The 18,460-nt window shown below is 71.9% G+C and carries 16 protein-coding genes; 4 read left to right on the forward strand and 12 right to left on the reverse strand.

Annotated features, from left to right (window positions below; genetic code table 11):
* Positions 1-42: 42 nt before the first annotated feature.
* Positions 43-1,560, reverse strand: coding sequence for a protein kinase domain-containing protein (locus OO69_RS37305; protein ID WP_051801499.1), 1,518 nt, complete (start codon positions 1,558-1,560; stop codon positions 43-45).
* A gap of 375 nt (positions 1,561-1,935) precedes the next feature.
* Between OO69_RS37305 and OO69_RS37310 the strand changes: the two genes are divergently transcribed.
* Complete coding sequence (locus tag OO69_RS37310; protein WP_033285358.1) at positions 1,936-3,564, forward strand: Stk1 family PASTA domain-containing Ser/Thr kinase; 1,629 nt, start codon at positions 1,936-1,938, stop codon at positions 3,562-3,564.
* An 86-nt stretch (positions 3,565-3,650) separates the two neighbouring features.
* Here OO69_RS37310 and OO69_RS37315 read toward each other — a convergent pair whose 3' ends face one another.
* On the reverse strand, positions 3,651-4,190 hold the full coding sequence (locus OO69_RS37315; RefSeq protein WP_033285359.1) for a bacterial proteasome activator family protein: 540 nt from the start codon (positions 4,188-4,190) through the stop codon (positions 3,651-3,653).
* Between the two features lie 161 nt (positions 4,191-4,351).
* Here OO69_RS37315 and OO69_RS52170 point away from each other — a divergent pair, with 161 nt between their 5' ends.
* Positions 4,352-4,948: a hypothetical protein gene (locus OO69_RS52170; RefSeq protein WP_158713471.1), complete on the forward strand. Its 597-nt coding sequence runs from the start codon at positions 4,352-4,354 to the stop codon at positions 4,946-4,948.
* Between the two features lie 12 nt (positions 4,949-4,960).
* Here the strand turns inward: OO69_RS52170 and OO69_RS37325 are convergent, their stop codons facing one another.
* The 7 genes from OO69_RS37325 to pdhA all read right to left on the reverse strand — a co-directional run bounded on the left by OO69_RS37325 (position 4,961) and on the right by pdhA (position 12,993).
* Positions 4,961-5,941: an NAD(P)H-quinone oxidoreductase gene (locus OO69_RS37325; RefSeq protein ID WP_033285361.1), complete on the reverse strand. Its 981-nt coding sequence runs from the start codon at positions 5,939-5,941 to the stop codon at positions 4,961-4,963.
* 72 nt (positions 5,942-6,013) lie between these two features.
* On the reverse strand, positions 6,014-7,108 hold the full coding sequence (locus tag OO69_RS37330) for a potassium channel family protein (protein ID WP_033285362.1): 1,095 nt from the start codon (positions 7,106-7,108) through the stop codon (positions 6,014-6,016).
* Positions 7,105-8,490: a molybdopterin molybdotransferase MoeA gene (locus tag OO69_RS37335; RefSeq protein ID WP_033285363.1), complete on the reverse strand. Its 1,386-nt coding sequence runs from the start codon at positions 8,488-8,490 to the stop codon at positions 7,105-7,107. The genes OO69_RS37330 and OO69_RS37335 overlap by 4 nt, the downstream gene beginning before the upstream one ends.
* Positions 8,487-9,416, reverse strand: a complete 930-nt coding sequence (locus tag OO69_RS37340; RefSeq protein WP_033285364.1) for an NTP transferase domain-containing protein — start codon at positions 9,414-9,416, stop codon at positions 8,487-8,489. The genes OO69_RS37335 and OO69_RS37340 overlap by 4 nt, the downstream gene beginning before the upstream one ends.
* Positions 9,417-9,470: 54 nt before the next feature.
* The gene (locus OO69_RS37345) at positions 9,471-10,838 is read right to left on the reverse strand and encodes a dihydrolipoamide acetyltransferase family protein (protein WP_051801496.1); all 1,368 of its coding nucleotides are present in this window, start codon (positions 10,836-10,838) and stop codon (positions 9,471-9,473) included.
* Between the two features lie 17 nt (positions 10,839-10,855).
* Positions 10,856-11,860 carry an alpha-ketoacid dehydrogenase subunit beta gene (locus tag OO69_RS37350; RefSeq protein ID WP_033285366.1) on the reverse strand — a complete coding sequence of 335 codons (1,005 nt, stop codon included), beginning with the start codon at positions 11,858-11,860 and terminating at the stop codon, positions 10,856-10,858.
* Positions 11,860-12,993, reverse strand: a complete 1,134-nt coding sequence (gene pdhA / locus OO69_RS37355; RefSeq protein ID WP_033285367.1) for a pyruvate dehydrogenase (acetyl-transferring) E1 component subunit alpha — start codon at positions 12,991-12,993, stop codon at positions 11,860-11,862. Before pdhA ends, OO69_RS37350 begins: the two co-directional genes overlap by 1 nt.
* A gap of 174 nt (positions 12,994-13,167) precedes the next feature.
* Here pdhA and OO69_RS37360 point away from each other — a divergent pair, with 174 nt between their 5' ends.
* Positions 13,168-13,668: an Lrp/AsnC family transcriptional regulator gene (locus tag OO69_RS37360; RefSeq protein WP_390167049.1), complete on the forward strand. Its 501-nt coding sequence runs from the start codon at positions 13,168-13,170 to the stop codon at positions 13,666-13,668.
* 4 nt (positions 13,669-13,672) lie between these two features.
* On the opposite strand, the gene OO69_RS37365 is transcribed toward OO69_RS37360, so the two are convergent.
* Complete coding sequence (locus OO69_RS37365; RefSeq protein ID WP_033285369.1) at positions 13,673-14,263, reverse strand: TetR/AcrR family transcriptional regulator; 591 nt, start codon at positions 14,261-14,263, stop codon at positions 13,673-13,675.
* On the reverse strand, positions 14,260-15,774 hold the full coding sequence (locus OO69_RS37370) for a 3-hydroxyacyl-CoA dehydrogenase (RefSeq protein WP_033285370.1): 1,515 nt from the start codon (positions 15,772-15,774) through the stop codon (positions 14,260-14,262). The genes OO69_RS37365 and OO69_RS37370 overlap by 4 nt, the downstream gene beginning before the upstream one ends.
* Positions 15,775-15,934: 160 nt before the next feature.
* On the opposite strand from OO69_RS37370, the gene paaN reads away from it, so the two are divergent.
* Entirely contained in the window at positions 15,935-17,626 is a 1,692-nt protein-coding gene (gene paaN / locus OO69_RS37375) for a phenylacetic acid degradation protein PaaN (RefSeq protein WP_033285371.1), read from the forward strand.
* A 70-nt stretch (positions 17,627-17,696) separates the two neighbouring features.
* Here the strand turns inward: paaN and OO69_RS37380 are convergent, their stop codons facing one another.
* Positions 17,697-18,455 (reverse strand): TrmH family RNA methyltransferase, encoded by a 759-nt coding sequence (locus OO69_RS37380; protein WP_033285372.1) that lies wholly within the window; start codon positions 18,453-18,455, stop codon positions 17,697-17,699.
* Positions 18,456-18,460: the final 5 nt, after the last annotated feature.

Raw genomic sequence — 18,460 nt, forward strand, 5'->3', positions numbered from 1 at the left:
CACGCGCGCGTGAGTGCTTCGGTGCCGGTGGTCCGGGCGGGGTCAGCCGCCGCCCAGGGCGCCCGCGACCGTACCGCCGCTGTCGTCCCCGCCGGCGTCACCGGTGCCGCCCGTGTCCGTCGGGTCCACCGACGTCGACGCGGTCGGCGTGTCCGACGGCTCCTCGGAAACCGTCGCCGACGGGGTGCTCGAAGGCTTCTCGCTGGCCGTCTCGGTCTGGGTGTACGACGGCGTCGGCGTCGGCGTGTACTGCGAACCGGAACTCGTGCCGCTGTCGTCCGTGGCCGTGTCGGACGACGAGGCCGTCGCGTCGTCGCTCGGCGTCTCGGTGGCCGTGTCGTCGGTCGCGGTCTGCGAGGTGGTCGGCGACTGGGTGGTGCCCGAACCGCCGCTGCCGTTACCGGTGTTGTTCATGGCCAGCGCGACACCCGCCGCGATGGCGATCACCGCGAGCACCGCGAGGATCCACAGCTTGCCCCGGCCGCTGCCGTGGTTGCCGTGCCCCTCGAAGCCGCCGTCGTCGCCGTTGCCGTAGCCGCCCGGCAGGATCGGCTGCGGGATCTGCGTGGTCCCGGAGGAGTCGCCCTGGGGCATCACGGTCGTACCGGCGAAGCCCCCGGGCGGGGTCCCCTGCCCGTTGGCCACGGTCACCGGGCCGGTGTTCCAGGTGCCGGTGTGGCCGCCCTGGTCGTAGAGCATCTGCAGGCCGTACTGGACGAGCCCGCGCATCTCCTCGGCCGTCTGGAAGCGGTCGTCCGGGTCCTTCGCCAGGGAGCGCATGACGAGGCCGTCGAGCTCCGGCGGGCAGACGCCGTTCGAGGTCTGGGACGGCGGGACGGGGATGTCCTGGACGTGCTGGTAGACCACCGACAGGGGTGTCTCGCCGGTGAACGGGGGCCGCAGCGCGAGGAGTTCGTAGAGGAGGCAGCCCGTCGCGTACAGGTCGGAGCGGTGGTCGACGGCCTTGCCGAGCGCCTGCTCCGGGGAGAGGTACTGGGGCGTGCCCATGACCATGCCGGTCTGCGTCATCGTCGTGGACGCCCCGTGCAGGGCGCGCGCGATGCCGAAGTCCATGACCTTGACGGCGCCGTTGTGCGTGATGATCACGTTCGCGGGCTTGATGTCGCGGTGCACGATGCCGTGCTGGTGCGAGTAGGCGAGCGCCTCCAGGACGCCGGAGACGATGATCAGGGCCTGCTCGGGCCCGGGCGCCTCGGCGTTGAGAAGGAGGTCGCGGATCGTGCGGCCCTCGACGATCTCCATGACGATGTACGGCACCGACATGCCGCCCACGTAGTCCTCGCCGGAGTCGTACACGGCGACGATCGCGTGGTGGTTGAGGCCGGCCACCGACTGGGCCTCGCGCGTGAAGCGGGCCTTCGACGTCGGGTCCTCGGCCAGGTCCGAGCGGAGCAGCTTGACCGCGACCGTGCGCCCGAGCCGTACGTCCTCGGCCGCGAAAACCTCGGCCATACCGCCCCGGCCCAGTCTGTGGGTGAGCCGGTACCGGCCGTCGCCGACCAGTCCGCCGTTACCCCACAGCTCCGGTGCGTCCGACATTCCGCCGCCAGCCGCCTCGGGGTCGGACGGGCCCTGAGCGTGCTGCTGTGCCATCAGTCCTCGCCGTCGTTTCTGCCCGCGGTGCGCGCGGTGTTGTTACGGTCTCCGTCGGCCACGCTACAGGCTCGGCGCAAGCCTCCGGTCCGGGATCAGTGCCGGAATCGTCCGGAGACGGACCGGCCATCAAATCGGTATCACGGGCCGTCGTGCAAATTCTGTGTACCGCCGGTACAGCACCTGTAACGCTTCCACGACTCTTCTTTCGCGTACGGTCACGGATCGGGCACCGCGCTTGACGTGTCAGTGCCCTCCGGCAGACTTGGCCGGGAATGGCACTTTCGATCACTGGGCCGGCGCCGATGGGGGACACGGGACATGAGCCAGGACGGCGCACACGGCCGGTATGCGGGGCGCGCGCTCGCAGGTGGCCGCTATCAACTGCGCGACCTGCTCGGTGAGGGCGGCATGGCCTCGGTCCACCTGGCCTACGACTCGGTGCTCGACCGCCAGGTCGCGATCAAGACACTGCACACGGAACTCGGCCGGGAACAGGCCTTCCGCGAGCGCTTCCGCCGCGAGGCCCAGGCCGTGGCCAAGCTCACCCACACCAACATCGTCTCGGTCTTCGACACCGGCGAGGACGCCCTCGACGGCACGACGATGCCGTACATCGTCATGGAGTACGTCGAGGGCCGCCCGCTCGGCTCCGTACTCGACGAGGACGTACGGCAGTTCGGCGCGATGCCCGCCGACAAGGCGCTGAAGATCACCGCGGACGTGCTGGCCGCGCTCGACATCAGCCACGAGATGGGCCTGGTCCACCGGGACATCAAGCCGGGCAACGTGATGATGACCAAGCGCGGTGTCGTCAAGGTCATGGACTTCGGCATCGCCCGCGCCATGCAGTCCGGTGTCACCTCGATGACGCAGACCGGCATGGTCGTCGGCACCCCGCAGTACCTCTCGCCCGAGCAGGCGCTCGGCCGGGGCGTGGACGCGCGCAGCGACCTGTACTCGGTCGGCATCATGCTGTTCCAACTGGTCACCGGGCGGCTGCCGTTCGACGCGGACTCGCCGCTGGCCATCGCGTACGCGCATGTGCAGGAGGAGCCGGTCGCGGCCTCCTCGATCAACCGTTCCCTGCCGCCGGCCGTGGACGCCCTGATCACCCGCGCGCTGAAGAAGAACCCGAACGAGCGCTTCCCGAACGCCGAGTCCATGCGCGACGAGTGCCTGCGCGTCGCCGCCTCGCTGCACGCGGCGCCCCCGAGCATCGTGCCGGGCGCGCCCACGCAGAGCGGCGCGGGCGTCGGCTCCGCGGTCTTCCCGCCGGTCGACCAGGCGGCCCCGGCCCCCACCGGCCCGGTCCACACGCCGTACCAGCCGGGTCCCTACGGCGGCACACCCGCGCCCGCCCCCGCCTACGGCTATCCGCAGCAGGCGGGCTACCAGCCGCAGCCCTCGGTCGGGTTCGGGCAGCAGGGCATCTCGACCCCGCCGCCGTACAACCTGACCCCGCAGCACCCGACCCCGGCCTCCGGGGGAGGCGGCGGCAGGAGCAACAAGCCGGTGATCATCGGCTCGGTGGTCGTCGCCGTCGTCGCGGTCGGCGCGCTGATCGCCGCCCTGTCGATGAACAACGGCGGCGGGGACGACGCGAAGGGCAGCGGCGGCAGCGCGAGCGCGAGCACCTCGGCGACCGCGGTCGAGGGGCACCGCGACGGCGACACGTCGAAGACGATCGCGACGACCGCGTGCAAGGAGCCGGAGGAGTCGTACAACGACCCCAGCAAGATCCAGGTCCCGGACTTCCAGTTCAAGTACATCGACTCGGTCAAGTCCTGCCTGCAGGCCGCGGGCTGGAAGGTGAAGATCAAGTCCGAGGACGAGAACACCTACGGCCAGGGCACGGTCATGGACCAGTTCCCGGCGGCCGGCACGGACGTGGACCCCAAGGACATGCCCCAGATCCAGCTGGGCGTCTCCACGGGCAACCCGTCCTGACACCGATCATGTGGAAGGGCCCGGCAGCATCGGCTGCCGGGCCCCTTTGTCGTGTCGGTACGGGCTCTCGTGTGCGGGTCGGGTTCCTACAGGTACGGGCCGCCCACACGGCCGCCGCCCGGCTGGCCCTCCTCGGCGCCGTCGCCGACGCCCGGCGGCAGCGCCCGGCGCATCTGCTCCAGCTGCGCCCGCGCGGCCATCTGCTGGGCGAACAGCGTGGTCTGGATCCCGTGGAAGAGCCCCTCGAGCCAGCCCACCAACTGGGCCTGCGAGATGCGCAGTTCCGCGTCGCTCGGCGTCACGTCGTCCGTGAACGGCAGCGACAGCCGCTCCAGCTCCTCCACCAGCTCGGGCGCCAGACCGTCCTCCAGCTCCTTCACGGAGCTGCGGTGGATCTCCTTGAGCCGGGCCCGGCTGGCTTCGTCGAGGGGAGCCGCACGCACCTCCTCGAGAAGCTGCTTGATCATGCTGCCGATCCGCATGACCTTGGCCGGCTGCTCCACCATCTCCGTCACCGGGATCTCGCGGGAGTCCTCGTCCCCGGTGCCACCGAGCGCCATCCCGTCCTGTCCCACGACCAGGATCTGAGGCTTCTCCGGTGACCTTTCGTTCCTCGGCATCTCCATGCCGCCATTCTCTCGCACTCGTACACCTCACGACCGTGGTGCCCCCCTCGAAAGGTGATCCACCGTTTCCGCATGGCCGAACCCGGAGTGCCGGAGCGTCCGCACGGTGTGACGCTGGGTGCGTCGATCTTGCCGCCTCGGCTCGGGAGGGGGTCACGGACGTGACTCCATGGCTGCGTACAACGGGACTGCTGCTCGTGCTGGGCACGGGTGCGGTGGTGAGTCCGTGCGGGGGTGCTCCGGCGTACGGGGTGGTGGTGGGGAGCGGTGGTACCGGGGGTGGTCGCGTCGCGGTCACGGCGCCGGCCTCCGGCTCCCCCTCCGCCTCCGACTCCGCCTCCGCCTTGAGGCCCGCTTCCGGTCCCGACGCCGCGCATGCCTCCCCCGAGCCCTCCAGGGCCGGAAGCCAAGCGGGCGAAGGACGGCAACGGCCGGGCCGTACGGCGGAACCGACCGCGGACGAGGACGAGGACGAAGGTGGCGGAGGAGACGGTGACGACACGGCCGGCCTGACGGCGGACGGTGACGGGAGCCCCTCGGCCGGCCCCGCGAGTGCCGCCCCCGCCGACTCCGCGTCCTCCCAGGAGGCCGCACCTGTGCCGTCCTCGCCGCCGCTCCGGCCCCTGCGCCAGACCGTCGCCCACGCCGAGGGCACCGCCGAGCCCGTGCTGCGGATCCTGCCGCTGGGCAGCGGCCTGATCCTCATCGGGCTCGGCCTGGGCCTGGCCTTCATCGCTCTCCGGGTGCGCCGGAGCTAGGATCCGCCGGGCCTACGGCGCGACGAGCAGCACCTTGCCGATGTGCCCGCTGTCCTCCAGCACCTGGTGCGCGGTCCCGGCCTCGCTCATCGGCAGCTCGCGGTCGACGACCGGCCGGATCTGACCGGCCTCGATCAGCGGCCACACATGCTCGCGTACGGCGGCGACGATGGCCGCCTTCTCGCCGAGCGGGCGGGCCCGCAGCGAGGTCGCGCTGATCGCGGCCCGCTTGCCGAGCAGCGTGGCGATGTTCAGCTCGGCCTTGATGCCGCCCTGCATGCCGATGATCGCGAGCCGCCCGTTGACGGCGAGGGCCTGGACGTTGCGGTCCAGGTACTTGGCGCCCATGTTGTCGAGGATGACGTCGGCGCCCGCACCGCCCGTGGCCTGCTGGAGCTCCGCGACGAAGTCCTGCTCGCGGTAGTTGATGAGGATGTCGGCGCCCAACTCGGCGCAGTAGTCCAGCTTTTCCTTGGTGCCGGCGGTGACGGCGACCTTCGCGCCGACGGCCTTGGCGAGCTGGATCGCCATGGTGCCGATGCCGCTGGAACCGCCGTGCACGAGGAGCGTCTCGGCGGGGCGGAGGTGGGCGACCATGAACACGTTCGACCAGACCGTGCAGACCACCTCGGGCAGCGCGGCGGCCTGCTTCAGGTCGACACCGGCGGGCACGGGCAGCAACTGCCCCGCCGGAACGGCGACCTTCTCGGCGTAACCGCCGCCCGCGAGCAGCGCGCACACCTCGTCGCCGACCGACCAGCCGGACACCCCGGGGCCGATCTCGACGATCCGGCCGGAGCATTCGAGGCCGGGGTAGGAGGACGCGCCGGGCGGCGGGTCGTAGAAGCCCTGGCGCTGCATGATGTCGGCGCGGTTGACGGCGCTGGCCACCACCTCGACCACCACCTCGCCCTCGCCGGCGACCGGATCGGGGACCTCGCCCCACACCAGTGCCTCGGGCCCACCAGGTTCGGAAATCGTGATCGCATGCATGAGGCCGACGCTACTCCTCGTCCTCCGGCCGACCGCCGAAGGCGGGTCACTGCGGCGGCGGTCGGAGGCGTGTCACTCCGGCAGCGGCCGGGTGTCCGGCGCAACCTGCGAACCCGGCGAGACCCGCACGATCGTGATGAGCCGGTCCGTCAGCTGAAGCGTCCCGATGGCCGGGTCGTCGTAGCCGAGTACTCGATGTCCGCGTACGACGCTCACGACCAGGTCGTCCGTGTCGCGCGGGGACTTGCCGACCTCGGCCTTTATGACCGGGCGTTCGGTCATGTCGAGGCCGCTGCCCTGCTGGATGAGGTCCTCCATGACCATGCCGGCGGCGGGGCTGAGCACGGAGAGGCCGAGCAGGCGGCCGGCCGCGCTGGCGCTGGTGATGACGGCGTCGGCGCCGGACTGCTTGAGCAGCGGCGCGTTCTCCTCCTCGCGCACGGCGGCCACGATCTTCGCGCTCCGGTTGAGCTGCCGGGCCGTGAGGGTCACCAGCACCGCCGTGTCGTCGCGCTGGGTCGCGATGATGATCTGCCGCGCCTTGTGCACCTCGGCGCGCTTGAGGACCTCGCTGCGGGTGGCGTCCCCGACGACGCCGACGTATCCCTGGCTGCTCGCCGCCTCGATCGCCTTGCCGCTGGGGTCGACCACGACGACCTGTTCCTTCTTCAGCCCCGTCGCGCACACGGTCTGGATCGCGGACCGCCCCTTCGTCCCGAAGCCGATGACGACGGTGTGATCCCGCAACGTGGACCTCCAGCGGTTGAGACGCCATTCCTCCCGCGTGCGTTCGGTGAGGACTTCGAGGGTGGTGCCGACGAGGACGATCAGGAAGAACACACGCAGGGGCGTGACGACCAGGATGTTGGTGAGCCGGGCGCCGTCGCTGACCGGGGTGATGTCGCCGTAGCCGGTGGTCGAGAGGGTGACCGTGGCGTAGTAGAAGGCGTCGAGGAAGTCGACCGAGCCGTCCGAGTTGTCGTTGTAGCCCTCGTGGTCGGCGTAGACGATCAACGCGGTCGCGACCAGCAGGAACAGCGCGATGGACAGCCGTTTCGCGACCTGCTGGAAGGGGTGCTCGACCACTTTCTTCGGGAGTTCCACCCGATGGGTCACGAGATGTTCGTCCGCCTGGCGGGCGATCGCATCATGGCCCGACTGTTTCACGTGAAACACACCCCGATCCCGGCGACCGCCCAGGGCAGGTCGATCAACTCCGCCTGCTGTCCCTGCCGCGCACCACCCGGCGGTACGACCGCGAGCGCGTCGGCGGCCGCGATCCCGCGCAGCATCGCCGGGCCGTTGTAGTGCAACGGCACGGCGGAGTCGCCGCGCAGCACGGCGGGGATGAGCCGGGTGTCGTACGGGTGCCCGTGCACCGCGTCCTGGAGGGGCAGCGCGTACGGCTCCGGGGCGGGGTGTGCCGACAGGGTCCGCAGCAGCGGTTCGGCGAGGGTGAGCAGGCCGGAGATCGCCGCGAGGGGGTTGCCGGGCAGGCCGACGAGGTGCTGGTCGTCCTTGATGCGGGCCAGCAGCATGGGGTGGCCGGGGCGTACCTTCACACCGTCCACCAGGAGCTCGGCGCCCATGCCGCGCAGGGTGGGGTGGACGTGGTCGACCGGGCCGGAGGCGGTACCGCCGGTGGTGACGATGAGGTCGGCGGTGCTGCCGGTGATGGCCTTGTGCAGCGTCTTCGCGTCGTCGCGGAGCCGGCGGACCGCGATGACCTCGGCGCCGAGCGCGCGCAGCCAGGACGGCAGCATCGGCCCGAGCGCGTCCCGGATGAGCCCGTCCCGGGGCAGCCCCTCGGTGAGCAACTCGTCGCCCAGGATGAGGACTTCGACCCGGGGGCGGGGTACGACGGTGACCGTGTCGTACCCGGCGGCCGCGGCGAGGCCGAGCACCGCCGGGGTCACCAGCGTGCCGCCGGGCAGCAGATGGTCGCCGCTCCGGCACTCCTGGCCGCGCGGGCGGATGTCCTGGCCGTGCCCGACGTCCCTGGCCGCGTGGAGCCGCCCCTTGTCGTCGGTACGGCCGTGCTCGCTGCGGATGACGGCGGTGGCGTCCGCGGGGACCCGGGCGCCGGTCGCGATCCGTACGGCCTCGCCGTCGCTCAGCGGCTCGGCCTGCGTGTGCCCGGCGAGCACCCCGTCCTCGCGTACGGCCCAGGGGCCGGGGCCCGCGACCGCCCAGCCGTCCATCGCCGAGGTGTCGAACGAGGGCAGGTCGCTCAGGGCGACGAGCGGTGCGGCCAGGACGAGGCCGAGGGCGGAGTCGAGGGGCACGGAGACGGGGGCGCGGCGGGAACCGGTGCGTGCGGCGCGGCCGGCGATCGCGCGGGCCTCGGGCCAGGGGGTGGCCTTGTGCTGGTCGGTGTCGGGTTTGCGCGGGGTGCCCTGCGGTGAGTGCGCGGGTGAGGTCGAGGGTGGGGGCACGGCGGGGTCGCCGGAGCCGGTGCTGCCTTCGTTCACGAGGGCGAGGACCTCCTCGACGTCGAGGTCCTCGGCGTCCGGGGCGTGCTCACCGGCGTGAATTCCGCGCGCGGTCATCCGGCGGCGTCCGGACCCGGGGCGGCCTGTGGAGCATCGGCCTTGGCGTCGGACGGGGCTTCCGGGGTGTCCTCGTCGGCCCAGCGCAGCGCGAGCGCGGCGGCCTTGCGGGCGGCCTCGGCGACGGCTTCGGGGCCGCCCTTGCCCTGCGCCGCCGCGTAACCGACCAGGAAGGTGGTCAGCGGTGCGGCGGGCCTGGCCACCCCGTGGGCGGCGTCGCGGGCGAGGTCGAGCAGGATGCCGGTGTCGACGTCCAGGTCGATGCCCAGTTCGTCCTTGACTGCGGAAATCCATTCATCCAACACGTGCCCATGCTCCCTGATGCGTGCCCTGGCGGTGGCGAGGTCGTCCCAGGTGTCGCAGTCGAAGGACGCGACGGGGTCGGGGACGCGGGTGAGATCGAGTGCGGCGGTCAGCCGACGCAGAGGCAGTCCGGTGAGGGCGCCTTGCTCTGAGGTGAGTGCGGTGAGTTCGCGGCGGAGGGCCGACGCGCGATATGCGGCGACGAGCGGCTGGTCACGCCCGTCCGCGTCGGTGAGCAGCGCCCCTTCGGCGCCGCTGCTCCGCAGGACGGTCAACAGCCGCCGTACGGTGGCCACTTCGAGGAACGGCAGGTCGGCGGAGAGGGCCACGACGACATCGGCGGTGGTGTGCCGCAGACCGGCGTCGAGCGCGGCGACCGGGCCCGCGCCGGGCGGTTCCTCACGCGCCCAGCGCACCGGCCGGGCGGTGGGCCTCGGGTCGGCTACGACGACGGTGGTCCCGGCGTCCGCGCAGGCGGCGAGCACCCGGTCGAGCAGGGCCCGGCCGCCCACCCGCAACCCGGGCTTGTCGGCACCCCCGAGGCGCCGGGCGGCACCACCGGCGAGCACGACGGCGTCGTAGGAGGCGTCGTGAGCGGCGTCGGGGGGCTCGTGCGCGGTCACCCCCCGAGTATGCGTCCCGCCCTGATCACAGGGAACTCGCCCGCGCCGCCGTGATCACAGGTTGCGCAGCAGGACCGCCGGCTGTTCCACGCAGTCCGCCACATACCGCAGGAAACCGCCCGCCGTGCCGCCGTCGCACACCCGGTGGTCGAAGGTGAGCGAGAGCTGGACGACCTGCCGGACCGCCAACTCGCCCTCGTGCACCCAGGGTTTGGGGACGATACGGCCGACGCCGAGCATGGCCGCCTCGGGGTGGTTGATGATCGGCGTGGAACCGTCGACGCCGAACACGCCGTAGTTGTTGAGCGTGAAGGTCCCGCCGGTGAGGTCCGCGGGCGTCAGCGTCCCGGTCCGGGCCGCCTCGGTCAGCCGCCCGAACTCCGCGCTCAGCGCCTCCGCGTCCCGCGCGTGCGCGTCCCGTACGACGGGCACGACCAGCCCGCGCTCGGTCTGCGCGGCGAAGCCGAGGTGGACCCGGTCGAACCGGACGATCTCCCGCGCCTCCATGTCCACGCTGGAGTTGAGCTCCGGGAACCGGGCCAGCGCGGCCGTGCAGATCCTGGCGAGGAGCGCGAGCACGGAGATCTTGGGGCCACCGGCGGCGTTCATGGCCGCGCGGGCACGCATCAGCTCCGTCGCGTCGGCGTCCACCCAGCAGGTCGCGTCGGGGATCTCCCGGCGGCTGCGGGAGAGCTTGTCGGCTACGGCGCCACGGATGCCGCGGAGGGGGGTGCGGGTGACTCCGTCGGTGGGGGTCGCGGGCGCGGCCTTCGCCTCGGGGAGCGGGGCCTTGGGGTCGGGGAGTGTGGCCGGGGGCAGGAGGGTCGCTTCCTGGGCGATCGCCTCCTGGGCCGCCGCCGCGCGGAGCGCCTGCTCGACGTCCGCCCGGAGGATCAGGCCGTCGCGTCCGGAGCCGGTCAACTCCCTTAGTTCCAGGCCGTTCTCGCGCGCGAGGCGTCGGACGAGGGGGGAGATCACGGGTACGGGACCGTCGTCGCGGGGGCCGGTCCCGGCGGCGGGGGCAGGAGCGGGGGCTTGGGCGGGGGCGTCCGCCACCGAGGTCACAACATCCGCCGCCATCCGCCGTACTCGCCGCCGCCTCGCCGGAGGCGCGCCCGTGCCGTAGCCCACCAGCACGTTCCCCGAGCCCTCGGTCTCAGCCTCGACATCGGACGCCGGTGCCCCCACCGCGACCGTCAACAGCGGGGAACCGACGGGCAGTTCCGTGCCCTCCTCGCCGAAGCGGGCCGTGACGACACCGCCGTAGGGGCACGGCACCTCGACCATCGCCTTGGCCGTCTCGACCTCGACGACGGGCTGGTCGATGGCGACGACGTCGCCGACCTCGACCAGCCAGCGCACGATCTCCGCCTCGGTGAGGCCCTCGCCGAGGTCGGGGAGCTTGAACTCCAGGCTGTACATATTAGAAGCGTGTGCCATCAGTTGTCCGCCTCCCACTGGAGCCGTCCCACGGCGTCCAGGATCCGGTCGACGCCGGGCAGATGGTGCCGCTCCAGCATCGGCGGCGGATACGGGATGTCGAAACCGGCGACGCGCAGCACCGGCGCCTCCAGGTGGTGGAAGCAGCGCTCGGTGACGCGGGCCGCGATCTCGCCGCCCGGGCCGCCGTAGCCGCCCGACTCGTGCACGACGAGCGCGCGGCCGGTGCGCCGTACGGACGCGCAGACCGTCTCGTCGTCGAACGGCACCAGGGAGCGCAGGTCGACGACTTCGAGGTCCCAGCCCTCGGCCCGGGCCGCCTCGGCGGCTTCTAGGCAGACGGGGAGGGAAGGGCCGTAGGTGATGAGGGTGGCGCTGCGGCCGGGGCGGCGGACCACGGCGCGGCCTATGGGTTCAACGGGTGACGGCTCGTCGGGGTTCCAGGTGTCCTTCGACCAGTACAGACGCTTGGGCTCCAGGAAGACGACGGGGTCGTCGGAGGCGATGGAGGCGCGCAGCAGGCCATAGGCGTCGGCGACTGTGGCGGGGGTGACGACATGGAGGCCCGGGGTGGCCATGTAGTACGCCTCGGAGGAGTCGCTGTGGTGCTCGACGCCGCCGATGCCTCCCCCGTAGGGGACGCGGATGGTGATCGGGAGGGGCATGGCGCCGCGGGTGCGGTTGCGCATGCGGGAGACGTGGCTGATCAGCTGCTCGAACGCCGGGTAGGCGAAGGCGTCGAACTGCATCTCCACGACCGGGCGCAGACCGTACATCGCCATGCCGACGGCCGTGCCGAGGATGCCCGCCTCGGCGAGCGGGGTGTCCGTGCAGCGGTCCTCGCCGAACTCCTTGGCGAGGCCGTCGGTGACCCGGAAGACGCCGCCGAGGGTGCCGACGTCCTCGCCCATGACGTGCACGGTGGGGTCGGCGGCCATGGCGTCGCGCAACGCGCGCGTGAGGGCCTGCGCCATGGTGGCCGGTTTGAGGGCGACGGTGGTCATCAGTGCGTCCCCTCGCGCTCGGCCGCCAGCTCCGCCGCCAACTGTTCGCGCTGTTCGCGCAGTTGGGGAGTGGGCTCGGCGTACACGTGGGCGAACAGGTCCATGGGGTCGAGCACCGGGTCCTGGTTCATGTGCGCGCGCAGCTCGGCCGCCATGGTCTCGGCGGCGTCGCGCGCGGCCTTGATGCCGTCCTCGTCGATGAGCCCGCGCTCGGTGAGTTCGTGCTCCAGGAGGGCGATCGGGTCGTGCGCACGCCAGGCCTCGACCTCGGTGTCGCCGCGGTAGCGGGTCGCGTCGTCGGCATTGGTGTGGGCCTCGATGCGGTACGTGATGGCCTCGACCAGCGTGGGACCGCCACCCTCGCGCGCGTGCCGTACGGCGTCGGCGAGGACCTCGTGCACGGCGGCCGCGTCGTTGCCGTCGACCAGGCGGCCGGGCATGCCGTAGCCGACGGCCTTGTGGGCCAGGGAGGGGGCCGCGGTCTGCTTGGCGAGAGGGACGGAGATCGCGAAGCCGTTGTTCTGGACGAGGAAGACGACCGGGGCCTGCCAGACGGCGGCGAAGTTCAGCGCCTCATGGAAGTCGCCCTCGCTGGTGCCGCCGTCGCCGACCATGGCGAGCGCGACCACGTCGTCGCCCTTGAGACGGGCCGCGTGCGCGAGGCCGACGGCGTGCGGGAGTTGGGTGGCGAGCGGGGTGCTCAGGGGGGCGATGCGGTGCTCGCGCGGGTCGTAGCCGGTGTGCCAGTCGCCGCGCAGCAGGGTCAGGGCCTGCACGGGGTCCAGGCCGCGGGCGACGGCGGCGAGCGTGTCGCGGTAGCTGGGGAAGAGCCAGTCCTGCTCCTGGAGGACCAGCGCGGCGGCGACCTCGCAGGCCTCCTGGCCGGTGGTGGAGGGGTACACGGCGAGGCGGCCCTGCTTGGTGAGGGCGGTGGCCTGCGCGTTGTACCTGCGGCCGCGCACCAGCTCGGCGTAGAGCCGGCGCAGCAGCGCGGGGTCGGCCTGCGCGGCCGCCTCGGTGCCGAGCACGCGGTACGGCGCGGCGTCGGGCAGCAGCGGCGCGGGGTCCGTGCGCGGCTGCCAGGCGGGCGGCGGTGTGGGCCGGTACGCGCCCCGCTGCTCCATGACCGTCATGACGGCACCTCCTCGTGGGAGTGGCTCGAAGAGGCGCGTCGGACGTGCCGCGCCTCCCTACCGATTGTTCGGTCGTCGGCACATTTTGGCTACAGGCACCTCCAGGCTGTGGACAAACGGTTCTCCACAACCTGAAATGAACGCAGTACGTCCATGGTAGGGAGGCGGGGGGACATGGCACCTGAACAAATGGCCGAAGGCCCGGAGGCGGGCAACGCCCTGCCGCCCCCGCGCCCGCTCGACGCCATTGATCAGGACATCCTGCAGATGCTCCAGGCGGACGGCCGCGCGTCGATAAGGTCGGTCGCCGAACGGGTGCACGTCTCCCGCGCCAACGCCTACGCGCGGATCAACCGGCTCATCGAGGACGGCGTCATCCGCGGTTTCGGCGCCCGGGTCGACCACGAACGCGCGGGTCAGGGCACCTCGGCGTACATCACCCTGAAGATCGTGCAGAACTCCTGGCGCACGGTCCGCGAGCAGCTGAGACTGCTCCCCGGGGCCTCGCACATCGCGCTGGTGGGCGGTGACTTCGACGTCCTCCTGCTGGTGCACACGCCGGACAACAGGGCGCTGCGCGAGCTCGTCCTCACCCGGCTCCAGGCGATCCCCGAGGTGCTCAGCTCACGCACGCTGCTGGTCTTCGAGGAGGAGGACCTGGAGCCCCAGAGCTGACCCGCTAGGCCGGGTTGCGCAGCCCGGAGAAGACCAACTGGGCCACCGCGTCGGTCACTTCGCGCTCGCCCATGCCCCGCGCGTCGGGCCGGTACCACTCCACGATGGAGTTGATCATCCCGAAGACGAGCCGGGTCGCGAGCCGTACCTCCACGTCACCGCGGAGATCGCCGTCGGCCGCCGCGGCCTTCAGCAGGTCGGCCACCCGGTGGTCGAAGTCCCGCCGCCGCTCCAGGGCCCACCGCTCGGTGTCGGTGTTGCCGCGCACCCGCAGCAGCAGCGTCACGTACGGCAGCTCGGAGGTCAGCACCTCGACCATCCGCCGTACGACGTACTCCAGCCGCTCCACGGCGCGCCCCACGCGTGCGTGCTCCTCGTCGAGGATCCCGAAGAGACCGTCCAGGGCGCGGCTGACCGCGCGGCGGAGCAGTTCCTCCTTGCCGGTGACGTGGTGGTAGATCGACGACTTGGAGATACCGGCCGCCTTGGCGAGGTGCTCCATGGAGGTGCCGTCGTAGCCGCGCTCGATGAAGACCTGGACGGCGACGTTGAGCAGGGTCTCCGGGGTGTAGGTGTCGCGCTTGGCGGTCGTCATGGGGTGCCCTCCCGCTTCTCGGTGGCGTACGCGTGGCGGTAGAGCGCCAGGGACGGCGCGTACCGTCCCGACGGATCACGCAGGTGCAGGTCGTCCAGGAGGTCGTAGGCCCAGCTGCGGCCGAGCCTGCGGCTCCATTCGAACGGACCCAGAGGGTAGTTGACACCCAGGCGCATCGCGGTGTCGATGTCCTCCTCGGTGGCGACGCCCTTGGCGACGGCGTCGTGCGCCAGGTCGACGATCCGGGCCACCGTGCGGGCGACGATCATCCCGGGGGCGTCCCCTACGACGCTGACGTTCTTGCCGAGCGCCTGGAAGAGGCCGATCGCCTCGGAGAGGGTCCCCGACGCGGTGTCCTGGGAGGCGGACAGGGCGATACGGCCGGCCCTGCGGTAGTCGAGGGCGAGGTCGAAGTAGACGACGTCACGGAACTCCACGGAGGTCTGCCCGTCGGCGAGCGCCAGCTGACCGCCGCCCGGCAGCACCATGCGGGTGCCGTGGTCCTCTTCCTCCTCGCGGACGACGATGCCCGCCTCGCGGATCAGCGTGGCCAGCTCGGCCGCGGGGCCCAGATCGCCCTCCACGACGACGTACGCGGGCGCCTGGGCCGGTTCCGCGGTGTGCGGCTCGGGCAGCTCGGCGTCGGCCCCGTGGTCGTACCAGCCCTGCCCGGTCTTGCGGCCGAGGCGGCCGGACTCGACCAGGCGGCGCTGCGCGAGGGAGGGCGTGAAGCGCACGTCCTGGAAGAAGGCCTGCCACACGGAGTGGGTGACGGACTCGTTGACGTCCTGCCCGATGAGGTCGGTCAGTTCGAAGGCGCCCATCTTGAAGCCGCCGGACTCGCGCAGCACCGCGTCGATGGTGGCCGGGTCGGCGGCCTGCGCCTCGTAGACCGCGAAGGCCTCGGCGTAGAAGGGCCGGGCGATGCGGTTGACGATGAACCCGGGGGTGTCCGCGCAGGCCACAGGGGTCTTGCCCCAGGCGCGGGACATCTCGTACGCGCGCGTGGCCGACGTGACGTCGGTGGCGAACCCGGAGACGACCTCGACGAGCGGCAGCAGCGGCGCCGGGTTGAAGAAGTGCAGGCCCACGAAGCGGCCGGGGTTGCGCAGGGCGCCGCCGATGGCCGTCACCGACAGGGACGAGGTGTTGGTGGCGAGCAGACAGTCCTCGCCGACGATGTCCTCCAGGTCGCGCATCAGCTGCTGTTTGACGTCCAGCCGCTCCAGGACCGCCTCGACGACCAGGGTGCAGTCCGCGAGGTCGGTGAGGGCCTCGGCGGGCAGCAGACGAGCGCGTGCGGCGTCCCGGTCGGCGGCGGTGAGCCGGTCCTTCTCGACCAGCCGGTCGAGCCGGGCCACGATCGCGGCGGCCGCGTCCCGGGCCCGCCCCGGGACGGCGTCGTACAGCCGTACGACGTGGCCCGCGGTCAGCGCGACCTGGGCGATGCCCTGGCCCATGGTGCCGGTGCCGACGACGGCCACGGGGCTGCTGAGGTCCAGTGCTGTCATGTGCGCGATCCTCCCGCACAGGGTTTTCCACAGATGCGGCGGACCCCCTTGTCCCGACCGATCGTTCGGTTACTCTAACTCTGACTGCCTGTTCCCGCCCAAGTCTCTGCCCAGGTCATGAGCTCGCAGACGAGTTCTTGAAACGAGGAGTTGGTCCCGCATGGCCGCCGAACTGACCGCGCCCGAGCTGATCGCCCGGCACCGGCCGACACTCGACCAGGCGCTCGAAGCGATCCGCACACGCGCGTACTGGTCCCCGCACCCCGAACACCCCAAGGCCTACGGCGAGCACGGCAGCCTGGACGCGGCGGCGGGCAAGGCCGCCTTCGACGCCCTCCTGGGCACCCGCCTCGACCTCGGCCAGCCCGGCACGGACGACTGGGTGGGCGGCGAAGTGTCGCCGTACGGCGTCGAGTTGGGCGTGACGTACCCGCACGCGGACCTGGACGTGCTGCTGCCGGCCATGCGCGCAGGGCAGCGGGCGTGGCGGGACGCGGGCGCGGAGACGCGGGCCGTGGTCTCCATCGAGATCCTCAAGCGGATCAGCGACCGGACGCACGAGTTCGCGCACGCGGTCATGCACACCAGCGGCCAGGCCTTCATGATGGCGTTCCAGGCGGGCGGCCCGCACGCCCAGGACCGCGGCCTCGAGGCGGTGGCGTACGCGTACGCGGAGCAGGTCCGCACGCCCGCCGTCGCGGAGTGGACCAAGCCCCAGGGCAAGCGCGACCCCCTGGTGATGAACAAGCAGTTCACGCCCGTGCCGCGAGGGACCGCTCTGGTCATCGGCTGCAACACCTTCCCCACGTGGAACGGCTATCCGGGCCTCTTCGCCTCCCTCGCCACCGGCAACGCGGTCCTGGTGAAGCCCCACCCGCGCGCGGTGCTGCCGCTCGCGCTCACGGTGCGGGTCGCGCGCGAGGTGCTCACCGAGGCGGGCTTCGACCCGAACCTGGTGGCACTGGCCGCCGAGCGTCCCGGTGAGGGCATCGCCAAGACGCTGGCCACCCGCCCCGAGATCCGGATCATCGACTACACGGGGTCGACGGGCTTCGGCGACTGGCTGGAGACCAACGCCCGCCAGGCGCAGGTCTACACGGAGAAGGCCGGCGTCAACACCGTCGTCGTGGAGTCGACCGACGACTACAAGGGGATGCTGTCGAACCTGGCGTTCTCGCTCTCGCTGTACAGCGGCCAGATGTGCACGACCCCGCAGAACCTGCTGATCCCCCGGGACGGCATCGGCACCGACCAGGGGCCCAAGTCCTTCGACGAGGTCGTCGCCGACCTCGCGCGGTCCGTGGACGGCCTCCTCGGTGACGACGCGCGGGCCAACGGTCTGCTCGGCGCGCTCGTCAACCCGGACGTGAAGGCCCGCCTGGAGGCTGCCGCCGGGCTGGGTGAAGTCGCCCTCGCCTCACGGGAGATCAGTAACCCGGAGTTCCCTGACGCGGTCGTCCGGACGCCGGTGATCGTGAAGCTGGACGGGGCGAAGCCGGATGACGAGGCAGCGTACATGAGCGAGTGCTTCGGGCCGGTCTCCTTTGCCGTCGCGGTCGATTCGGCGGGGGACGCGGTGGAGTTGCTGCGGCGGACTGTGCGGGAGAAGGGGGCGATGACTGTTGGGGCGTACACCACGGACGAGGGGGTTGAGCGGGCCGTCGAGGAGGTTTGCCTTGAGGAGGCTGCCCAGTTGTCGCTGAATCTGACGGGTGGGGTGTTCGTCAACCAGACCGCCGCGTTCTCCGACTTTCACGGGTCTGGTGGCAATCCGGCTGCCAACGCTGCCCTGTGTGATGGGGCGTTTGTCGCCAATCGGTTCCGGGTTGTCGAGGTTCGTCGGGACGCCTAGGAGCTCGGGGGGTGCGGTTGGTGTGCGACTGACCGGTTCGTTGTGGCTGGTCGCGCCGTTCCCCGCGCCCCTAAAGGGGCGCTGTTGTGGACGTGCTCCAGTGGTACAGGGTCATGGCCACGCTCGTCGCGAGGTTGTAGCTGCTGACCTGGGGGCGCATCGGCAAGGCCACCAAGTGGTCGGTGCGGGTGCGTAGTTCGGCGGAGAGGCCGCTGCGCTCCGAGCCGAAGGCGAGGACGGCGTCGTCCGGGAGCTTCAGGGCCCGGATGTCGTCGCCCTCCGGGTCGAGGGCGAACACCGGCCCCGGGGGCAGTTCGTCGACCGTCAGCCGCTCTACGGCGGTCGCGTAGTGCAGGCCCGCCCCAGCTCGTACGACCGTCGGGTGCCAGGGGTCGAGGGTTCCGGTGGTGACCACCCCGGTCACGCCGAAACCGGCGGCGAGGCGGATCACGGCGCCGGCGTTGCCCAGGTTGCGCGGGTTGTCGAGGACGACGACGGGCGCGGTGCGGGGCGTGTGCGCGAGCTGCCGGAGGTTGGCCTCACGCGCGGGGCGTACGGCCAGGGCGGCCACCGCGGTGGGGTGGGGGCGCGGCACGAAGGAGCGGTACGTGTCCTCCGGGACCTCTGTCAGGAGGGCGTCCAGGGTGGCTCGTACGTCGGGGGCCAGTTCGTCGGCCAGGGCGAGGGCCGCCCGTCGGTCCGTGGTGACCGCCACCGGGACCTCCGCGCCGAAGCGCAGGGCGTGCTTCAGGGCGTGGAAACCATCGAGCAGCACGGAGGTGTCGGCGAGCCGACGCCAGGCGGTTGTGGCGGGGTCGGGGGCGGTCATGCCGT

The sequence above is a fragment of the Streptomyces sp. NRRL F-525 genome (genome assembly GCF_000716605.1).
Taxonomy (GTDB): Bacteria; Actinomycetota; Actinomycetes; order Streptomycetales; family Streptomycetaceae; genus Streptomyces.